Here is an 18177-nt window from a genome sequence, read left to right as displayed (position 1 = left end):
CTTCAATTATTGACCACTCTTCATCTGTTAAACTGCTTGAGTACATAAGTAATAAAAAATACTTTTAATCTCCCGGTACACCAGATCCCAAATGGCTTCTATATCAAGCTTCGTAAATTGGTGTTCGCGTAGCGTGTCCTTTAGGACAAAGTATTGTTTATAAAATAATTTCCACTTAGTCGATAGCGATCGCCACTAAACAAACTGTATAATTTGTCTCAAAAATATGCCTATTGATCAAAATAAGGTGAGATGAGCGATCGCACCGTTCAACGTCATAAATCAGCCGCATCAAGTTTTACTTTCTTTAACTAACCGTATTATCGAGTCCCCCTACGATTCTTGAACCCAAACAAAGCGGGATGGTGAGCGATGTCGCTGCTGCTAGCGCCGCTGCCGCCCGAATGTGATTCCAGATTGTCCAGTTAGCAAGGTAGCTAGACCATAGGCTGGCAGCGTCAGTGCTGTCCGACTCGACTTTCGCCAGGGCTTCGTTAAGCGGCACATTGAACACGATTGTCACGCCTAATGTACCAACAAGGTAGAGCAAGCTGCCGAGGAGCAAGTAGGCGGCACCGGGTTGATGCCACCTTAATAGCGAGGAGATTAAAAGAAAGATACAAGCCGCAGCCGTTCCCAAAAACGCTGCCATAAACAAGGGATTGATCACCGTGATATTGATGGATTGCATGGCGGCAATACCCCGCGTCGGTTTCAGCCGAGCAAGGGCGTTCATCACAAAGGTCGAGAAGGCAAAGAAGACTCCAGCTATCAGCCCGCAGCCTAGTGCCGAGAAAAGCTTCAATGCGAAATAATGTTGTTGAGTTATCAGATGTTGCAGCATCGCCTTACCTTCCTACTAATTAGTTATTGTCTTCCACAACGACAACTCAGAAGCTACAAGCAACCCATATTTGACCATCTTGTTAAGAATCAATCGGAGATTTCCAAAAACATCGCTTACGGATTTAAAAATATTGAAGGTCAAATGACGGAGCAGAATAATGAACTCAGAGAAATCAAAGCGTATTTAATCTGAAATTGAAACACGATCCAGAAAGACAACTAGCATTTTGCCGATGGACTCACTGGGGATTCAGTCTAGGGAAGAAAAAAGTAAGAAAGCCTGTATGCAAACACTTATAAAGCTCTCTCACGTAAACTTTTAATAAACTAATGCTGTTCAGCTTCCTTGCAAAGCTCTGTCCGTGATCGCAATTAGGAGAGTTAGACCAATGTTGGGTAACATTTTTGCCTAAGGCTGAAACTAAGATGGATAGCTTTTCAGCAGGTGCTTTTTTTTACTATTAACTCAGTGAGCGAAAGTACACTATAATTTTAAGAGATTAACGCTTATGTCAATAATTAGCATATTAGTGAATAAGTTGTGGAATTAAATGGTAAACAGCCTGAAGCTAATCCAGAAAAAAATACACCTTCAACAGAGCCACCGCACTGGACAAATACCCGTAGGAAAATACATTCCTGGTTAGATGAAGAGGCTCCCTCTCTAGCCGAACTGTATGAAAGTGCAGTGTGTTTAATGTTTGAAATACACATTCCCAGTAGAGTTAAGCTTGTTAGTCACTGTGTTCGCGATATTTGCAATCGATTAGTTGTCGTTCAAGTTGGCAATAAAAGTGGTGGTAGGTTGGATTATGTAAATAGAATAGATCAGCTTACTAAAATTTGGCATGGAAAAGGTTTTTCCAGAGATGGAATATTTACAGAATTTGGAATAAATTTTCAGGCTAGTTTACATTATTCTTCTGCAAACATCAGCATCCCTCACGATGTGTTTTCTGAAATTGACAACTTGATTAAAGATCATATAGAAACAAGTTCCCAAATAGATGAAAGAGTTATGTTTTTTTTTGTGGAATGTGTTCCTGAAAATAAATTTTCTCAAAACTCGCTGTTTCCTCTAGTTAAGCAATGGAAAAATATTAAAGATTGGTTTGTTTCAAAAGCACATGATAACGGAACAGTTGATGCAGACTACGATGACCAAAGTCTCCTTTATAACTTTGAATTATTTGAGCAGGTTCTGAGTACATTAGCTCAAAGTTTTTTTAGCACTACAGATGAAATCGATGACATCCTGGAAGAAGCCAACTCCTCAACAGCTTGATAAAGCTATAGCAAAGCTGATTCATCCCCAGCAACGCAATTATTTTTTCAACCATCTGCAAAATCCAGAGTGGATTGAGCCATTAAAAAACAAAGGTTTTTTCCAAAATCCTCCCCAAATTATTGAGGATACTAGTCAAGGCACTGTAAGCTTCCCAATGTGGGCTGAGTCTCGCTATCTGGTGCGGATGGCTAAATACAAACCGAAGGAAGTTCTAAAAATTGCACTTCAAATAGAAACTAATAATCTCAGTGTTCATGAGGATTTTGTTGATGCTGCACTTCAAATGCCCTTACAAGAAGCGGTGCAACTGGTTTCTAAAGTTAAGACTTGGATAGAATCACTATACTCGTCGTCTCTACTTCCAGAGAAAATTGCTGGCCTAATAGTGCATCTTGCTAAGGGTGATCAGCTTAAAAAGGCACTAGAATTGGCTCGAAAATTACTCGCTGTTATACGAGACTCTAGTTTGAATAATGGGGAAGACGGTGACAACAGAGTTTATCTTCCCTCGCCCAAACCGCAAATACGCTTTGATAACTGGAACTATCAGGAAATTATTAAAAAGTATGTATCAGAATTAGTGCAAGTAGCAGGTAAAGAGAAACTAGATGTTTTGAAAATGTTGATTTTTCTGCTATTGGATGCAGTAAATTTTTCCCACCGGGATGAAGAAATTAAACAGAGGGAAGAAGAAAATTCACCTATCTGGGAAGATGGCTCACGTTACTGGCGATACGCTATTGAGGAACATTCTCAAAATTCCTATCATCAATATGAAATCAGAGAAATTTTGGTAGCAGCAGTAAGGGATACAGCAGAGCAGATTTTAAAATACGATCGGACTAAAATAAGAGATATCGTTTCGATGCTAGAGCAGCGACACTGGCGAATTTTTCATCGCATCGCACTTTACTTGATTCGTAAGTATCAAGATGCAGACCAGAATTTGCTGCTCGAAAAGCTGTCTGACTACAAGCGTTTTACAGATACTAGTATTTACGAAGATTATGAGTATGCACACTTACTCAAAGATAATTTTGCTCAACTGACTGTAGAGAAACAGGAGCAAATTCTAAGTTGGATTGAAAATCCTGAACTTGACTACTATTGGCTAGAAGATCAAGAAAAAAAAGCTGAATCAGTAAGATACTGGCAGTGGCACAAACTGACAATAATAAAAGATAGTCTGTCAACACATTGGCAAGAACGCTATAACCAGTTAGTTAATGAGTTTGGTGCTATTGAAATTTCAAATATTTTTCCTGGAGGAGTTGGTGGAGTTAGAGTTGTAGGGATGATGAGTCCAAAGACTGACTTGGAATTAGAATCTATGAGTATTGAAGAGTTAGTTTCGTTTCTGAGAAAATGGGAGCCAAACTCTACAAATCCTTTTGAATTTGAAGAACCATCTCGCTCAGGATTAGGATATGCTTTGGCAAGACTAGCTGAAAAAAATCCTGATCTTTATGCACAGGGAGCTTCTCAATTCCAAGGGGTACACCCAACATATCTATCAAATTTGCTTAAAGGTCTGCATCAAGCCTTAAATAATCAGTCAAAACAACAGGAAGAAATAAAAGAATTTGATTGGATATCTGTTCTGAGTCTCTGCAATTGGTTGGCAAAGAAGTCTGAGGAATTGAATAAATCTCAGACAATTTATGATAAACCCAATAGCGATTGGCTTGAACCTTGCCGAACAGTAGTAGACTTGCTTGGAGTCTGACTGAACGTTGATACAATAGCAATTCCATTTAATTTTCGTAATCAGGTCTGGGACATCCTAAGACTTTTAACTCAACATCCAGACCCCACACCAGCAAGAGAAATGGGCTACCATAGCTCAAATGTTAATTATAGTGAACTCGCAATTAATACTGTTCGAGGGGAAGCAATGCACACAGTTGTGCGCTATGCCCTCTGGATTCGTCGCAACTTTGAGGAAATACCTGAGAATGCAGAGCAATTGGCGCGAGGTTTTAATGAAATGCCGGAAGTGCGGCAGGTACTTGATGAACATCTAAACCTAGAGCAAGAGCCATCCTCGGCAATCCGCTCAGTCTATGGTCGTTGGTTTCCTTGGTTGGTTTTACTAGATCCGCTTTGGGCAGATCAAAGTGCAGAAAGAATTTTTCCACAGGATGAAAGTTTCAGTAACCTACGCCTCGCAGCTTGGGAAAGCTACATTACTTTTTGTTCGGTGTATGACAATGTTTTTGATTTACTACATGAAGAATACCGCTATACAGTCGAACAGATCAATCCCGCCTCGATTGAACGACATAAAACTAACACATCCTGATAAAAATCTTACTAAGCACTTAATGACCCTCTACTGGTGTGGAAAGCTAAATTTGGATGAGTCAGAAGGATTACTAGGGCGGTTTTTTGAGTTGGCTTCTGATACATTGCGTGCTTATGCTCTTGAATTTGTGGGGAGAAACCTTAAGAATACACAGGATGAGGTCGATCCAGAAATCCTTAATAGGCTTCAACTGCTTTGGGAAAAGCGTCTTGAAATAGTTCGTAGTTCTACTCAACCTAGTTCCTATACCACTAAACTTGCTGCTTTTGGGTGGTGGTTCGGCTCCGCAAAGTTTGATGACTCCTGGGCGATCGCACAGATCAAACAGATTCTTGAGCTAGTTGGTAAAGTAGCTCCTGACTTTTTGCTGCTGGAACGTCTAGCTATACTTGCTGATACGATACCAGAGTCAACTGCCGAGTGTCTTGAACTGATGATTAAAAAAGATAAGTCTGGGTGGGGTATATATGGCTGGCGTGATGAAACTAAGACTATCCTGAGTAAGGCTTTTCAAAGCAGCAGTGATAAAGCGAGAAAAACTGCTGAAAATATTATCCAAGAGTTGGGTAAAGGCGGACACTGGCAATATCGAGATTTACTTCTATAAGCAAGAAGTAAATAATTTCTTGCTATACAAAGGTGAATAGGCAAAATTTTAAATATGGCAATTAACTGACTGGGGATTCAAATGAGTAATTTATGCACTCATAACAGTTATCGCTGTGTAGCACAAGCTATTAAGCATTAGGTAGATGAGGGAAATAATAATTGTTCACTTACTTCCCCGGTCCTTATTTTCAAGCTAGTATCTTCCAAGAAGTCGGGAATCTGAGCTTTTGACTACAATCCCAACTCTTCTGGAAAGCCCAGCATGATGTTTAAGTTTTGGATTGCGGCTCCCGATGCGCCTTTGCCCAAATTGTCGAGACGAGCAACTAGCAACACTTCTTTGGTAGCGTCATTGGCGAATACAAAAACCTGAACAATATTGGTGCCGTTGATTGCGATCGCATCCAGGAATATTCCGTCTCGCAGCAGAGTAGAATCTTGGAATGGAGCAACCTGCACAAATTTTTCACTTTGGTAGTAGTTAGCAATTGCTTGATGAATAACTTCACCTGATGGTGGATTATCCAAAGTCCCCAGCAGCAAAGGCACCTGCACCAGCATTCCTTGCTCAAAATCTCCTACTGCCGGTACGAACAGCGGCGGCGATGCTAACCCTGAGTAATGATGCATTTCCTTAACGTGCTTATGCCCAAACTGCAAACCATAGATGCCATAAGGATAGAGTGACTCTGCCCCGGCTTGCTGTTCATGGAAGGTATGGTATTCTTTGATGAGATTCTTTCCGCCACCAGAGTAACCTGACACTGCGTTAACGGTGATCGGAAAGCTATTGTTCAAAAGTCCCTTAGCAATCAACGGACGGATACAGGCTAAAAATCCTGTGGGATAACAGCCTGGATTGCTGACAAACTGGGCGCTGGCGATTTTCTCTCGCTGTCCTGGATTTAGTTCAGGGAAGCCATATACCCAGCCTTTAGCTGTGCGATGGGCACTACTAGCATCCAGGATCTTAACCGTAGTACTACTGACCAAGCTAACAGCTTCGCGGGCTGCATCATCCGGTAGGCAGAGAATAACAACATCGACAGCATTGATTAGTTTGGCTCGCTCAGCTGCATCCTTACGTTTAGATGCTTCAATGCTAACTAACTCGATATCATCCCGTTGATTGAGGCGTGAGTAAATTTGTAAGCCTGTGGTTCCCGATTCCCCATCAATAAAAATCTTAGGTTTAGTAATCATGCGTCCAGCATCCTTATATATGAGTGGTATTTTGACCGATTAATCGAGTTATCATATCAAGTCTGATAAATCAACCTCTCCCCGCTTATGGCTGACGCCAAAACTCCCCTCCCCTACTAGGGCTACCGTGTACACACAAGTCGAGTTGGTAATCAAATGGAGGCAAAAGAACGGAAAATTATTTTTAAAATCCTTAATTTTCTGTTATAAATCTATCAATAAGCTGACACTATTGATAATCCGTTTGAGCAACTCAAAACCTTGCCAATATCCGGCTTGTATCTTACCAGGCAAGGATTTTAGGACTTGTGTGTACACCGTCGCCTACTAGGGGAGGGGTTGGGGGAGAGGTCTTGCGAGAATTAACAGTAATTTACCGGACATAATATCAATTTTTTATTGCACTGTTATGAAAAGGTCGGTAATCCTATTATTTAATAATAATTGAGCAATTTTTAATTAAGTTTTTGACCTCTTAACTACTCCACCCAAGCCAGAGTGCGTTTCACTGCCTTTTGCCAAGTAGCAAAATTGGACAATGGGCCATTGCTTCCCGGCTCAAACACGCACTCAATCTGCCGTTGCTGCACCAGTGCTTCATAGCTCTCCCAAAATCCTACAGCTAAACCTGCTGCAAATGCTGCACCTTGAACAGTTGTATCGCGCATTATCGGACGTTCAACTGGAATCCCTAATACATCAGCCTGGAACTGCATCAGGAAATTATTTTCGCAAGCACCACCATCTACGCTTAATCGCCCAACTGGAGTACTGCTTGATGCATTTATCGCCTGCACTACCTCCAGAACTTGGTAAGCGATCGCTTCCAATACAGCGCGGACTAGATGCTCTGGTTGTACACTAGCGGTAATGCCGAAAAAGGCTCCCCTAGCGCTCATATCCCAATAGGGTGCGCCCAGTCCACTAAATGCAGGCACAAAGTAGACTCCGCCATTATCTTTTACCTGATTTGCCATCGCTTCAGTTTCAGCAGCAGTTTTAATCAGCTTCAGTCGATCACGCAACCATTGAATACAAGCTCCACTAGTAAACATACTGCCTTCAAGAGCATAGCCTACATCTAAAGTTTCCCTTGGATTTGCTTGTGTCCATGCCACTGTAGAAATGATTTGATGGTGTGATCGGACAATTTCACAGCCAGTGTGAGCTACCAAAAAGCTACCAGTCCCGTAAGTGCATTTCATTAAGCCGGGGCGATCGCAGCCATGACCAAATAGAGCAGCTTGTTGATCTCCCAAGATGGCAGTAATGGGAATTTCAGCGCCCAACAAAGTAGCATCAGTAACTCCAAATATTCCTAAACTAGGCTGAATCTGGGGCAAAATATGAGCCGGAATTTGAAACAGATCCAGTAAATTCTCATCCCATTCACAGGTTTTGAGATTCATCAACATTGTCCGGCTGGCATTGCTGTGGTCAGTAGCATGGACTTTCCCACCTGTGAGGTTCCACAGCAGCCAGGTATCAATAGTACCTGCTAAGACATTGTTCAAGTCAACATCTCTAAACTTGTCTAATAGCCACCTGAATTTAGTAGCAGAAAAATAGGCATCAATAATTAATCCGGTGCGATCGTAAATGTCTTGAGCATAGCCTTGCTCTTGTAACTGGTGACAAAGGGGAGCAGTGCGCCGATCTTGCCAGACGATCGCTCTTTGGAGTGGTTTACCAGTAATTTTATCCCAAATCAAACAGGTTTCACGCTGCACAGTCAGTCCTAGCGCTGCGATCGCTGATGGAACAATCTGGGCATTCCCAATTGCGGTTTGCATCACCCAACAGGTATCATGCCAAATTTGTTGAGGGTCATGTTCTAACCATCCGGGCTGAGGATAATACTGAGTTAGTTCTTTGTATGCCTGCCCAACAATCTTGCCGTCTGCGTTAAACACAAAGGCGCGGTTGCCTGTTGTACCTAAGTCCAGTGCTAATATGTAGCCCAATGATGGAGTTGTGTTGCCAAGTGTGTGCATAGCCGCTTTAACATCCTGGGTAGGTGTAGCCCGCCGTAGGCATCGCGATTTTAGCAATTCACGTCAAATCAGATATAGATTATTTATTGTACATTTAAGTCACATTTTTTCACCGGATACCCATAAGTAATAAATGGAAATCTCTCAAGCTCGACTTTATCCATTTTTCCCAGGACTTACGCAAAATACCTCTCAAACTCTTATTCCTCCGTGTCGCGCCAGTTGCTTCTCCTAAGGGAGACGCTGCGCGTAGCTTGCTTCCCCGCAGGGGTACAAGTCGGGGAACCCGCCCAACGCACTGGCTTCTCTGTGCCTCTGTGGTTCGATTTTCCGTTACCTGTGCGTAAGTCCTATTTCCCTAAGGATGATCACAAAGGTACGCGATCACTAAAAAATGCGGGTTTTGGTGCATACATAACATTTAAATACAGTCTTGGTGAATACTACAATTTTAAATCGCCAAGAAGCTTGGGTTAGCGCCAAAAACCTTTCAGGACTTAGGCAAAAACTCTTTGAAACTCTTATTCCTTTGTGACGGCAGTCGGGACAACGGCGTGAACCACCAAGGGCGCACTGCCTCTTTTTTTGCGCCCTTCTCTACGAGACGCTGCGCGAATGCAGTTCGTTTTTTCTTAAATTTGCGTAAGTCCTCTCCTTAACCCAAGCATATTGCTTCATAAAACTTACGTTTTATAAAAAGTTCATATATTTTATATTTTGCTTTATTAAATATGCAATTTAATAGCTCAATTACTGAAAAGTAGGTTTATCAATAAGTTCAGTATTATTCCTCTTTGAATAACAACTTAAATAAAACTAAATTATTAATAGTTGTGCTGGGTTAGTTGATGACAAAACCTCAACTATTCCAGGTGTATCTATTTGTATACTCTCTATAAGACTGATTCAATATTCCTAAAATCACCGTCCTCCTTTTATCAGAGAGGAGTTTAGCTTCCCTTTACCTCATATAAAAGGTGATTGGAGGGTTAGGCTTTTGTTAGTGAATCGATGTACTAAGCTGCGTTCAAATATGAAGCAGAGGTTAGTAGTCTATTCATCTGAAAATTTGTGTAATCAGATTTTCTTTGACAGCATAATGACTTATTTTTGGAAATCACGGTCTTATTTACAACTGAGAAAAAACACAATTTATTGAAGCTTTAAACATTTATTAACCAATTTGACAAATTTCCATGCGACAATATACTTCTCATTTGCTCATACTGATATTAGGAACAAGCTCGACTTTCATCGTTACTCCATCTCAAGCTCAAACTCCGGTAAAACCCAACAGTCAAAATATTAATAATATTAGTTCCCTATCTTCAAATTCACCTTTCGCTATCCAATTGAGTGATTTTACCAATTCTACTAATAGCAAACCACCTATCCTCTCTGAGGCAGCTAAGAACTCTTCTGTTTCTGATGCCAATATAACTGCAACTAAGCCGAAGGCACGGGTTCCTATATTCAGCAGAATTTTTCCCACACCTTCGATGCAGCAATAATTAGCGGCTAAATATTGAGTCTCTCATTTGGGCTGATAGAGAAATGTATAAATTTATTATATACACGATGTACATCTGTACTTAGTGAAAATACCACTCCAGCAAAAGAGATTCTAATTGTTCTCTCTCGCTGGGGTGGGAGGAATATCAACTATAGCCCTTCTCGTTTGTATGCAATATACTTTGAGTGTTACTCGCCAATGCTACAAGGGTTAGGGCTGTTTTATATTAGGTCTATATTGGACTCAACTGAGAACCGCTATATATGTGAGGTATACCCTGATTTGCTTTATGCTTGCAGCTGAGTGAGCAGTAAACCAAACCATTGATTTGGATCTGTCCACACATGAATAGGTAATAAACCCTGTGCAGTCAGTTGCTGCTTGATAGTATTGAGGTCAAATTTGCGCGAAATTTCGGTGAGGATAGTCTCACCTAGTACAAAATTAACCTTGAAGTTAAGAGCGCGTAATTCGACAATTTGCGATCGCAGGCTGCGTAAATGCATTTCTATTTGATACTCACTTTCATTGTAAAACGCCCAGTGTTCAAACTGCGTGGTGTCGAAATTCCCCTCAAACCGCTGATTTAAATGTTCCAGCATATTCAGGTTAAATGCTGCTGTCACTCCTTGGTTATCGTTATAAGCTGGTTCCAAAATCTGTTTTGGCTTTCGTAAATCTATCCCCAACAAGAAATACTCACCTACTTGTAGGGCTTCTGTAATTTGAGAGAAGAACACATCACACTCACCAGGTGTCAGATTACCTAAACTGCTACCAATAAAACAAATCATCCTGCTGGGTAATTGCGTCGGTAAGAGTTGTGCAAGGGCTAATTCATAAGTTCCCGCTAGTGCATAAACTTGCAGTAAAGGATAATCACTTAATAACTGCTTGGCGCTACTTTCCAAAATACCTGTAGATACATCAATTGGTAGGTAGTGCAGGGGATAGCCTAGCTGCTGGTAGGCATCTAGTAAAATGCGGGTTTTGCTAGAACTGCCACTGCCAAGTTCTACCAATTCACAAGCGCCAGTTATCTTGGCAATTTCGCCAGCATACTGTTGTAAAATCGTTGTTTCTGTGCGTGTAAGATAATATTCTGGTAAATCACAGATTTGCTCAAATAGCTCAGAACCACGGTCATCATAAAAGTAACAGGGAGGTAAAGATTTGGGTGTTTGAGTTAATCCGTTCACTACATCACTCCCAGCACTAGGTGTAACTATTTTAGTTGCGCCTAGCAAACGCTGTATCTGCAAGCGTTCTTCGATATTGTCTGGAGAAGTAATCTTGCTGGTAACAGCTTTAGATATTGACATTGATCCTCGTGTTAAAGTTATCTGGGGTTCTATGTAGAAAGTCTACTTTCCAAAGAGCATTATGAGCGCATTTTGTGGCGTTTATTGGAAAATTCATTATCCAAAACGCCCTCAATCAAATGGGATACCAGGTGATTGAGCTATTCTCTTTATAAAAAAATATTGCAAGTATTGCAATCATTGCCCAATTCAACGATGACCATCGCCATTTCGCAAAATTCCTTCTGGCAAGTCTTTTTTGAAGTTGAACAGACCAAACAACGCTACCACCCTTTAGACGAATTTGACATTCTCTCTTCAGTACCCCACAGCTAAAACATCTAGTCAGACAGCCAATACAACAAAGATATATCCGTTGTGGGGCGATCGCATTTCGTGAAGGAGCGTAGGCGTAGCCCGCCGCAGGCATCGCTATATTACTCACTAGGTAGATTATCAGGGTCGATGCCGAGCGATGTCTAACGACAAGCCGCTTGCCAACTCTTGCAAAGGCTGTGCCAACGAGACGCTTTGCGTAGCAAGATCCCCGTAGGAGTATGCGTTTACACAAATACTGCGCTAATTTTTCTGCCTTTTATTCTGGTGTCAAATAGCGATCGCCTCTTAAATTCTGGAAGTGAGGAATCAATACGGTTTGGATAACAAGAGTGAAGGTGAAGATAAGGGGGATGAGGAGAGAAGTCTGAGCACTGGCTTCCGGCGACACCGATAGCGACGCAAAAAGCAAGTCTTGCCTACAGCAGGCTGGCGCGAACGAGCGTCACAGCCCGCACTTCTCTACGAGACGCTGCGCGTAGCTTGCTTCCACGAAGTGGTACGGCAAAGCTACTTCGACTGCGGCTCCATCGAGCGTTCGCGTAGCGTCTCGTAGAGAAGCCGAGATGCTCAGTACAAGTCAGTGACCACCGTAGGCATCTTTGCACCAGTAAAGTGGTTGTGTGACTGACTCCGTTTGTAACCATTACCACCTGTGACTACCAGCGATAATTTTGGTAGCCTCCCGCTCTATGAATGCACGATACTGTCCACAAGTCACAGGGTAATAGTCAATCAGGTAAATATCTAAATACACTGAAATATTGCAAAAGTTTTTGAGCAACATTCATCGAAGGCTTGATAAATAGTCTCTTTCACACTAGATTTGCTCAATTTGGATCTCACAGTCTGCTCCCACACTAATGATGCTATTTTCTGGGCAAGCAATCCAATTACCTATAAATAGAGGTTCGGACGCAATAATTACAGATTTTGGAAAAGTCGGATCATCTCGTATCCAGTAAAGAGATGGAGGTGGTGAAGTGGTAGCAACACGAGAAGCTATCAGGCGATGTCCGTCACTAAAGATTACATTGAGTGAGGCTTCTACTTGATAGCGTTTTGCCATCTCTAAGAGGGTTAATAATGTACTACGTAAAGCATACTCTGGAGGTCGATGTTTGTTAATTTCACTTTGTGAAAGTAACAATGCAAAAATGTGTTCGGAGTCAGTACTGCCATTAATTTTTTCGTAAAAATCTTGGGTTAAAGTGCTGCGGATTTTTCTGTGTAATGTTTTCCGAAAATTTTCGATTCGTCCATTGTGAATAAATAGCTGTTGTTGATGGTTAAAGGGCTGACAATTAGCAAAATCTACGGCTTGTTCGGATGTAGCACTGCGGACATAAGCAAGTACGCACTTTGATTCAACATAACGGCTGAGACTCGGTAGGTTGATATCATTCCAAATAGGTAGGGTATTTTTGTAAATAAAAGGGTCAGTATCTTTTTGACTATCATACCAACCCACACCAAAGCCATCTGCATTTACTACCCCAGAGGTCATTTCGCGGGGTTGATAACTCTGGACTATCAGCGAGTGTTCTGGTTTATACAGAAGGTGATCTAAAGAAATAGGCGAACCGAGGTAAGCAAGTAAACGGCACATTATGAATTTTCCACCTTCTATTAGCACAATTATTGGGCAACAGCCTTACCCGCTTTTATTCACCATCATCACTGGTTCGTAATATTGCTAACACAATTTCAGAAAAGATTGATGGTGTCCAAGCAAATAGATTTGTGGTTAATTTAAATGGTACTCAAGTCACAACAGAAATGTTACAGCAGCAAATTGCTGATTACCCAATATCTGGGTTAGCAGAAATCATTACAATAGAGAATGGGAGCATAAATTTTATTTACTAATATGTCTATTAATTATTACTTAGAAATTTTGGCGCCCTCTAATCTAAAACAAATAATGGACTTAATTTGTAATAAATTGAATATTGATAAGCTTAATGAAAAAACATTTTTATATCTTGGCTTAATTGGGCGGATATTAAAAACAAGAGAGAGTTAAAAAGATATTACTGAAAAAGTATTTGGCTTCCGTTCAACTGTTTATATTTAATTTTTTCCTATTTATAATAGTGATGAATATGTCCAAGGAGTAAACTCAATCATTAAAGGATCTATGGTGTCGTTAAATTCTGAATCTGGCGAAGCAGTTCTAACTAGAGAAAATTGTAAAAAGGAGGGAATTGAGCCTCCAATAAATGGAGTTAGAGTTAAAAGCTCTTAAGTTTTAACTCCCCATTTATAACTTTTTTACAACTTCAAAGTCCACGCAGCAAAAGCTAAAGCACCCCAACCAGCAAGAAAGGCTGTGCCGCCTAGTGGTGCGATCGCTCCTAAGGATTTAATACCGGTTAAGCTAAGGGCGTACAAGCTACCTGAGAAAATAGCAATGCCAATCATAAACAGCCATCCACTGGCGATGAGAGTGGGTTGAGGAGACTCGGTACGACTAATTAGTATTGCTACTAGAAAAAGTGCTAGAGCATGATACATTTGGTAACGAGCGGCAGTCTCAAAAATTTCTAGCGATCGCTCACTAATTTTTTCTCGTAAAGCATGGGAAGCAAAGGCACCAGCAGCAACTGACAAACCGCCTAAAATGGCAGCTATGCTCAAAAAAATCTGCGTCATTAGACCTAGCCGTAAGTTGGTGTGGAATTTAACGAACCATTAGATATCAATTAGACATCAAAATGATATGATATAGCCCCTTCTTCGTTCACCTTAAAGTTTGCATTGAATTCTTTAGCTTTTTCATCTAAATATTGTCTGGCGTTGGCTGCGGGTAATTGTGACTGCATTGCAAAGCCTAAAACAGTTACGCGTCCATGATTTTCTTGTAGCATCTCATAAAAAATAGATTGCAGGCGATCGCTAACTTGTTGATTAAGCGCCTTTTTCTCCTGTCGGCTTTGACGGTATAATCCCAATGCTAACCACCCCCCCAGTGTTAAGCTAGGGACGCCAAAAATTAGACCACCTACAGCAGTATTATCATCTTCATGAGTAGCATTTGGTGCGGTAAAAGTCTCCGCATCTTGCACTGGTATGTATATCTGACGTGCAGCAAACTTTTCCCATGTCGCTGTTGCTGATAGCGTTAAAAACATGAATCCGAGTGTCAATAGCCAACCGGCAGCCAATTTTTCAGCAGTTTTCATAGTTTCACTTCAGATTTACACTTTGCTAGCGATTTTAACCTGACTTTCGCAAAGGTTCTAGTATATCAATGTACTCCTGACAATAGTTTTGTAAGCGCTTCTTTTATGTTATTCGGCGTTTTCTCGATACCATCCAGGCGCTTACGGTTCGGTTCTGCTACTTTTTATCCCACATTCCGTACCTTCAACTATCACAATCGTAGTAAGCTAAGGTTTACGCAAGCATTAAATATCAAAAATATACTATAACTTTTTCTGCCATTACATAAATAAGGCTGGGCGATCGCGATGATAGTTATTCATCCTCCCAATCAGAGCGATGTCTCCAATCGGCTATGCCTACGCCAAGATAAAAAGCAGAACTGGATGTCAAGTGCAATACCTACCAGTGTTAAATTTTGAGATTGTCAAATCGCAGCAAAGGTATAGGATTCATCTTGCTGCGATTTTAACTTCATTTACGTGTAGCTTCAAGTAGGCGAGAAAAATAGAAGCGAGTCTTTGTCATCGCCTTTCGTTGCAAAGAAAAGCCATTACTTTCCAAGATTCTTAGCACATCAGCCTCACGATGCAAATATGCACGAGTCGCTTTACTTGGCCCGGGAAAGAAACTGCCAATTTTCTTGAGTATACTCAGGGCGCAGGTCTTCGGCGCAAAACTGAGAATTATCCGCGACTGTGCCAAAGAACAGAGGTGAGATATCATCTCATCCGCTTTTTCTTGAGGGTAGTGGATAAGAACATCCAAGCAAATAACAGTATGGTAACTACCACTCAACGATTCCAAATCCTGCACGGCAAAAGTGGGATTTTCGACATTTGGCAAGGTTTGCTTGGCTCTATGCTTGCCTTCTTCCACCATTTTTTCCGAAATATCGGTGGCATAGACTTTAGCACCATCTACCGCTAGGGGGATGCTGAGGCTACCGACACCACACCCAGCATCGCAGATTGATAGCTCTGGTAAATTGTTATCAGCCTTCAGCCAGCCGAGAACTGTATCCACGGTTTGCTGGTGTCCATTGCGAATGTCTAGTTGGATTTTGTTGACTTCGCCATCGCCGTAGATTCGCCTCCAACGGTCAAACCCTGTGGAATTGAAATACTCACGAACAATCGTTTTATCGTCGGCTGCGTTCATAAACTTTGATTTTTAAGGGTTCCCAAAGCTTAAAATTATCATTGATAGGAACCCATAAGAGCGGTCTTGCAGATTTTTCCAGATATAGTTTGCGGCTATGGGCTTGGAGCAAGTTGTTTCTTTAGCATCAGACACCGTATTTTCAGTTTCCCGCCGCATTGGTCAATTGCGATCGCTGTTGGGTCAGGTGATGAGTGGATCATTAGATGGAAATCGACAAGAGCGATCGCGTGGTTTTATAACTATCATTCAAATTGCTCTTTAGATAATAATGGCTCAAATGAGTGGTAAGCCTCATAATTCCGAAAATGTCGGGTATATAAATCAACAATATTCTCAGATGAATCAAAGTCATCATCCAAAACTGAATTCACGTCTACTACTTGCTGTAAAGACCAAGTAATAGTTTCTTCATTCTCATTTGTATAGCTGACGCTTTCATTTTTACCATGATTCAAAGCCTTTGCTTTTGCTTCTTCTAAAGAAGCGGCTTTAATTAAAACAAAGCTTTCTTGGTACAAAGTTTGATAATCAGGTTTATCTGAAGATGATTTATTGAATTTGCGATCGCACTATGTTCCAAGTTCCAATGATTATAATAAATTAAGAAGTTGGTAACTAAGCAGCAACGCCAAAGAAAGTAAGATAATTGAAAGCAATGGTAGCAAAAGTTGGGTATATCCTTCAGCCAGGACGAGGCAAAGGAAGCCATACATTTTGGAAACATCCAATGCTACCGGAAGAACCCCTTACTATTCCTGGGTATTGATGGTGATGATGCTCCACTATATTTAGAAAGAGGCATTCAACGGGTGCTGAAAAAGCTGGAAGAACTCGAAAAACTTGTAAACGAGGAAGGTGAAGAATGATCTATCACTACAGTATGGTGATTCAATGGTCACAAGAGGATCAACTTTTCTTAGTTCACTTGCCTGAGTTCCCTTGGCAACAATTTCATACACACGGTAGAACTTACGAGGAAGCTGCCAAAAATGGTCAGGAAGTAATCGAGGCTTTTGTGGAAATGCTTTCTGAAGAGAATAAACCATTACCAGAACCCAGAATGCTACCTACAAAGCCTCTGCAAGTAGCTTAGTTGTGGATTGGTGCGTTACATTTCATTAACAAATCCTACAATATCGCACTCTATAAAGCCTCTTCTGTGCGTAAGACAAAATCACCGCCGAAACCAAGCGCGTACCCAACGCCACAAACGACGCAACCACGCCCAAAACCCACGGTGAGAAAACCTCAGTGTTCATTTTATAAACTGGGCACGTATTAAACGCCACAAAAGCAGCAAAATCAGCCATACTAAGGCAAAAGGAAAGGCTATCAAACCGAAAATAAAACACAAAATTAACTGTAAACGCCCACGTTGAACCAACTTTATTAATGATTTTAGCCACTGAGGATAAGGCATCACTTCGAGAGGAAGCTCAAGTTATTGGAAAATCCGCTGGGCTTGATACGAAGCTACAAATCCTTCTTGAATCCTGCCACACTGATGATAAGCATTGCCCAAACTGATTAAGGAATTACCTTCGCCATTGCGATCGCCTATTTCCCTTTTTATTTCCAAAGACTGCTGGAAGAACTCAATCGCCCGTTGGTACTGTCCCAGGAAGTTGTAAGCATTGCCCAAATTGCCCAAGGAATTACCTTCGCCATTGCGATCGCCTATCTCCCTAAATATTTCCAAAGACTGCTGGAAGAACTCAATCGCCCGTTGGTACTGTCCCAGGGAGTTGTAAGCATTGCCCAAATTGCTCAAGGAATTACCTTCGCCATTGCGATCGCCTATCTCCCTAGATATTTCCAAAGACTGCTGGTAGAAGTCAATCGCCCGTTGGTACTGTCCCAGGAAGTTGTAAGCATTGCCCAAACCGATTAAGGAAATACCTTCGCCATTGCGTTGGCGAAGCCTCTCCTCTGGAGAATCGCCTATCTCCCTAAATATTTCCAAAGACTCTTGGTAGAACTCAATCGCCCGTTGGTACTGTCTCAGCAAGTTGTAAGCATTGCCCAAACCGATTAAGGAATTACCTTCGCCATTGCGATCGCCTATCTCCCTAAATATTTCCAAAGACTGCTGGTAGAACTCAATCGCCTGTTGGTACTCTCCCAGGGAGTCGTAAGCATTGCCCAAATTGTTTAAGAATTTACCTTCGCCATTGCGATTACCTATCTCCCTTTTGATTTCCAAAGACTGCTGGTAGAACTCAATCGCCCGTTGGTACTGTCCCAGCAAGTTGTAAGCATTGCCCAAATTGCCCAAGGAAACACCTTCGCCATCGCGTTGGCGAAGCCTCTCCTCTGGAGAATCGCCTATCTCCCTTTTGATTTCCAAAGACTGCTGGAAGAACTCAATCGCCCGTTGGTACTGTCCCAGCAAGTTGTAAGCATTGCCCAAATTGCCCAAGGAAACACCTTCGCCATCGCGTTGGCGAAGCCTC

19 protein-coding genes and 1 pseudogene are annotated in these 18177 nt (G+C 41.5%); 9 read left to right on the top strand and 11 right to left on the bottom strand.

Features of this window, described 5'->3' with window-relative positions:
- Positions 1-307: 307 nt before the first annotated feature.
- Complete coding sequence (locus tag V7K49_RS24485) at positions 308-844, bottom strand: anthrone oxygenase family protein (RefSeq protein ID WP_335207917.1); 537 nt, start codon at positions 842-844, stop codon at positions 308-310.
- Positions 845-1387: 543 nt separating this feature from the next.
- Between V7K49_RS24485 and V7K49_RS24480 the strand changes: the two genes are divergently transcribed.
- From V7K49_RS24480 to V7K49_RS24465, 4 genes are all read left to right on the top strand, one after another.
- Complete coding sequence (locus V7K49_RS24480; RefSeq protein WP_335207915.1) at positions 1388-2131, top strand: hypothetical protein; 744 nt, start codon at positions 1388-1390, stop codon at positions 2129-2131.
- Positions 2094-3860: a hypothetical protein gene (locus tag V7K49_RS24475; RefSeq protein WP_335207913.1), complete on the top strand. Its 1767-nt coding sequence runs from the start codon at positions 2094-2096 to the stop codon at positions 3858-3860. Before V7K49_RS24480 ends, V7K49_RS24475 begins: the two co-directional genes overlap by 38 nt.
- A 168-nt stretch (positions 3861-4028) precedes the next feature.
- Positions 4029-4436 carry a hypothetical protein gene (locus V7K49_RS24470; RefSeq protein ID WP_335207911.1) on the top strand — a complete coding sequence of 136 codons (408 nt, stop codon included), beginning with the start codon at positions 4029-4031 and terminating at the stop codon, positions 4434-4436.
- 22 nt (positions 4437-4458) lie between these two features.
- Positions 4459-5046 carry a hypothetical protein gene (locus tag V7K49_RS24465; RefSeq protein WP_335207910.1) on the top strand — a complete coding sequence of 196 codons (588 nt, stop codon included), beginning with the start codon at positions 4459-4461 and terminating at the stop codon, positions 5044-5046.
- Between the two features lie 233 nt (positions 5047-5279).
- Here the strand turns inward: V7K49_RS24465 and argC are convergent, their stop codons facing one another.
- Both argC and glpK read right to left on the bottom strand, forming a co-directional pair.
- Complete coding sequence (argC, locus tag V7K49_RS24460) at positions 5280-6248, bottom strand: N-acetyl-gamma-glutamyl-phosphate reductase (RefSeq protein ID WP_335207919.1); 969 nt, start codon at positions 6246-6248, stop codon at positions 5280-5282.
- Positions 6249-6730: 482 nt separating this feature from the next.
- Complete coding sequence (gene glpK, locus V7K49_RS24455; RefSeq protein WP_335207909.1) at positions 6731-8245, bottom strand: glycerol kinase GlpK; 1515 nt, start codon at positions 8243-8245, stop codon at positions 6731-6733.
- A gap of 1196 nt (positions 8246-9441) precedes the next feature.
- Here glpK and V7K49_RS24450 point away from each other — a divergent pair.
- Positions 9442-9756, top strand: a complete 315-nt coding sequence (locus tag V7K49_RS24450; protein WP_335207908.1) for a hypothetical protein — start codon at positions 9442-9444, stop codon at positions 9754-9756.
- 289 nt (positions 9757-10045) lie between these two features.
- On the opposite strand, the gene egtD is transcribed toward V7K49_RS24450, so the two are convergent.
- The 3 genes from egtD to egtC form a co-directional block, all read right to left on the bottom strand.
- Positions 10046-11080 carry an L-histidine N(alpha)-methyltransferase gene (gene egtD / locus V7K49_RS24445; RefSeq protein ID WP_335207906.1) on the bottom strand — a complete coding sequence of 345 codons (1035 nt, stop codon included), beginning with the start codon at positions 11078-11080 and terminating at the stop codon, positions 10046-10048.
- Between the two features lie 734 nt (positions 11081-11814).
- Positions 11815-12042, bottom strand: a complete 228-nt coding sequence (locus V7K49_RS24440) for a hypothetical protein (protein ID WP_335207905.1) — start codon at positions 12040-12042, stop codon at positions 11815-11817.
- A gap of 173 nt (positions 12043-12215) precedes the next feature.
- On the bottom strand, positions 12216-13004 hold the full coding sequence (gene egtC / locus V7K49_RS24435) for an ergothioneine biosynthesis protein EgtC (protein WP_335207904.1): 789 nt from the start codon (positions 13002-13004) through the stop codon (positions 12216-12218).
- 32 nt (positions 13005-13036) lie between these two features.
- Between egtC and V7K49_RS24430 the strand changes: the two genes are divergently transcribed.
- Entirely contained in the window at positions 13037-13264 is a 228-nt protein-coding gene (locus tag V7K49_RS24430; protein WP_335207902.1) for a hypothetical protein, read from the top strand.
- Between the two features lie 405 nt (positions 13265-13669).
- Here V7K49_RS24430 and V7K49_RS24425 read toward each other — a convergent pair whose 3' ends face one another.
- The 3 genes from V7K49_RS24425 to bchM form a co-directional block, all read right to left on the bottom strand.
- Entirely contained in the window at positions 13670-14050 is a 381-nt protein-coding gene (locus V7K49_RS24425) for a DUF423 domain-containing protein (protein WP_298909370.1), read from the bottom strand.
- 50 nt (positions 14051-14100) lie between these two features.
- Positions 14101-14580 carry a hypothetical protein gene (locus V7K49_RS24420; RefSeq protein WP_335207900.1) on the bottom strand — a complete coding sequence of 160 codons (480 nt, stop codon included), beginning with the start codon at positions 14578-14580 and terminating at the stop codon, positions 14101-14103.
- A 454-nt stretch (positions 14581-15034) separates the two neighbouring features.
- A complete protein-coding gene (gene bchM, locus V7K49_RS24415) occupies positions 15035-15721 on the bottom strand; it encodes a magnesium protoporphyrin IX methyltransferase (RefSeq protein ID WP_335207899.1) in 687 nt (228 codons plus the stop codon).
- A gap of 97 nt (positions 15722-15818) precedes the next feature.
- Here bchM and V7K49_RS24410 point away from each other — a divergent pair, with 97 nt between their 5' ends.
- Positions 15819-15986, top strand: coding sequence for a hypothetical protein (locus tag V7K49_RS24410; RefSeq protein ID WP_335207898.1), 168 nt, complete (start codon positions 15819-15821; stop codon positions 15984-15986).
- Here the strand turns inward: V7K49_RS24410 and V7K49_RS24405 are convergent.
- Positions 15967-16260, bottom strand: a pseudogene (locus tag V7K49_RS24405) (DUF4288 domain-containing protein); the annotation flags it as partial. The gene V7K49_RS24410 and the pseudogene V7K49_RS24405 sit on opposite strands and share 20 nt — an antisense overlap.
- 132 nt (positions 16261-16392) lie before the next feature.
- Here V7K49_RS24405 and V7K49_RS24400 point away from each other — a divergent pair.
- Both V7K49_RS24400 and V7K49_RS24395 read left to right on the top strand, forming a co-directional pair.
- A complete protein-coding gene (locus V7K49_RS24400) occupies positions 16393-16590 on the top strand; it encodes a hypothetical protein (RefSeq protein WP_335207896.1) in 198 nt (65 codons plus the stop codon).
- Positions 16587-16817, top strand: coding sequence for a type II toxin-antitoxin system HicB family antitoxin (locus V7K49_RS24395; RefSeq protein ID WP_094341749.1), 231 nt, complete (start codon positions 16587-16589; stop codon positions 16815-16817). Before V7K49_RS24400 ends, V7K49_RS24395 begins: the two co-directional genes overlap by 4 nt.
- Positions 16818-17165: 348 nt before the next feature.
- Here V7K49_RS24395 and V7K49_RS24390 read toward each other — a convergent pair.
- Positions 17166-18177: tetratricopeptide repeat protein (locus V7K49_RS24390; protein ID WP_335207895.1), on the bottom strand; the 1012-nt coding region annotated here is incomplete at its 5' end.

Origin of the sequence: Nostoc sp. (genome assembly GCF_036919675.1) — a bacterium.
In the GTDB taxonomy this organism is placed as follows: domain Bacteria; phylum Cyanobacteriota; class Cyanobacteriia; order Cyanobacteriales; family Nostocaceae; genus Nostoc.
The sequence above is the reverse complement of the archived record's forward strand: the minus strand, read 5'-3'. Positions and strand labels throughout refer to the sequence as shown.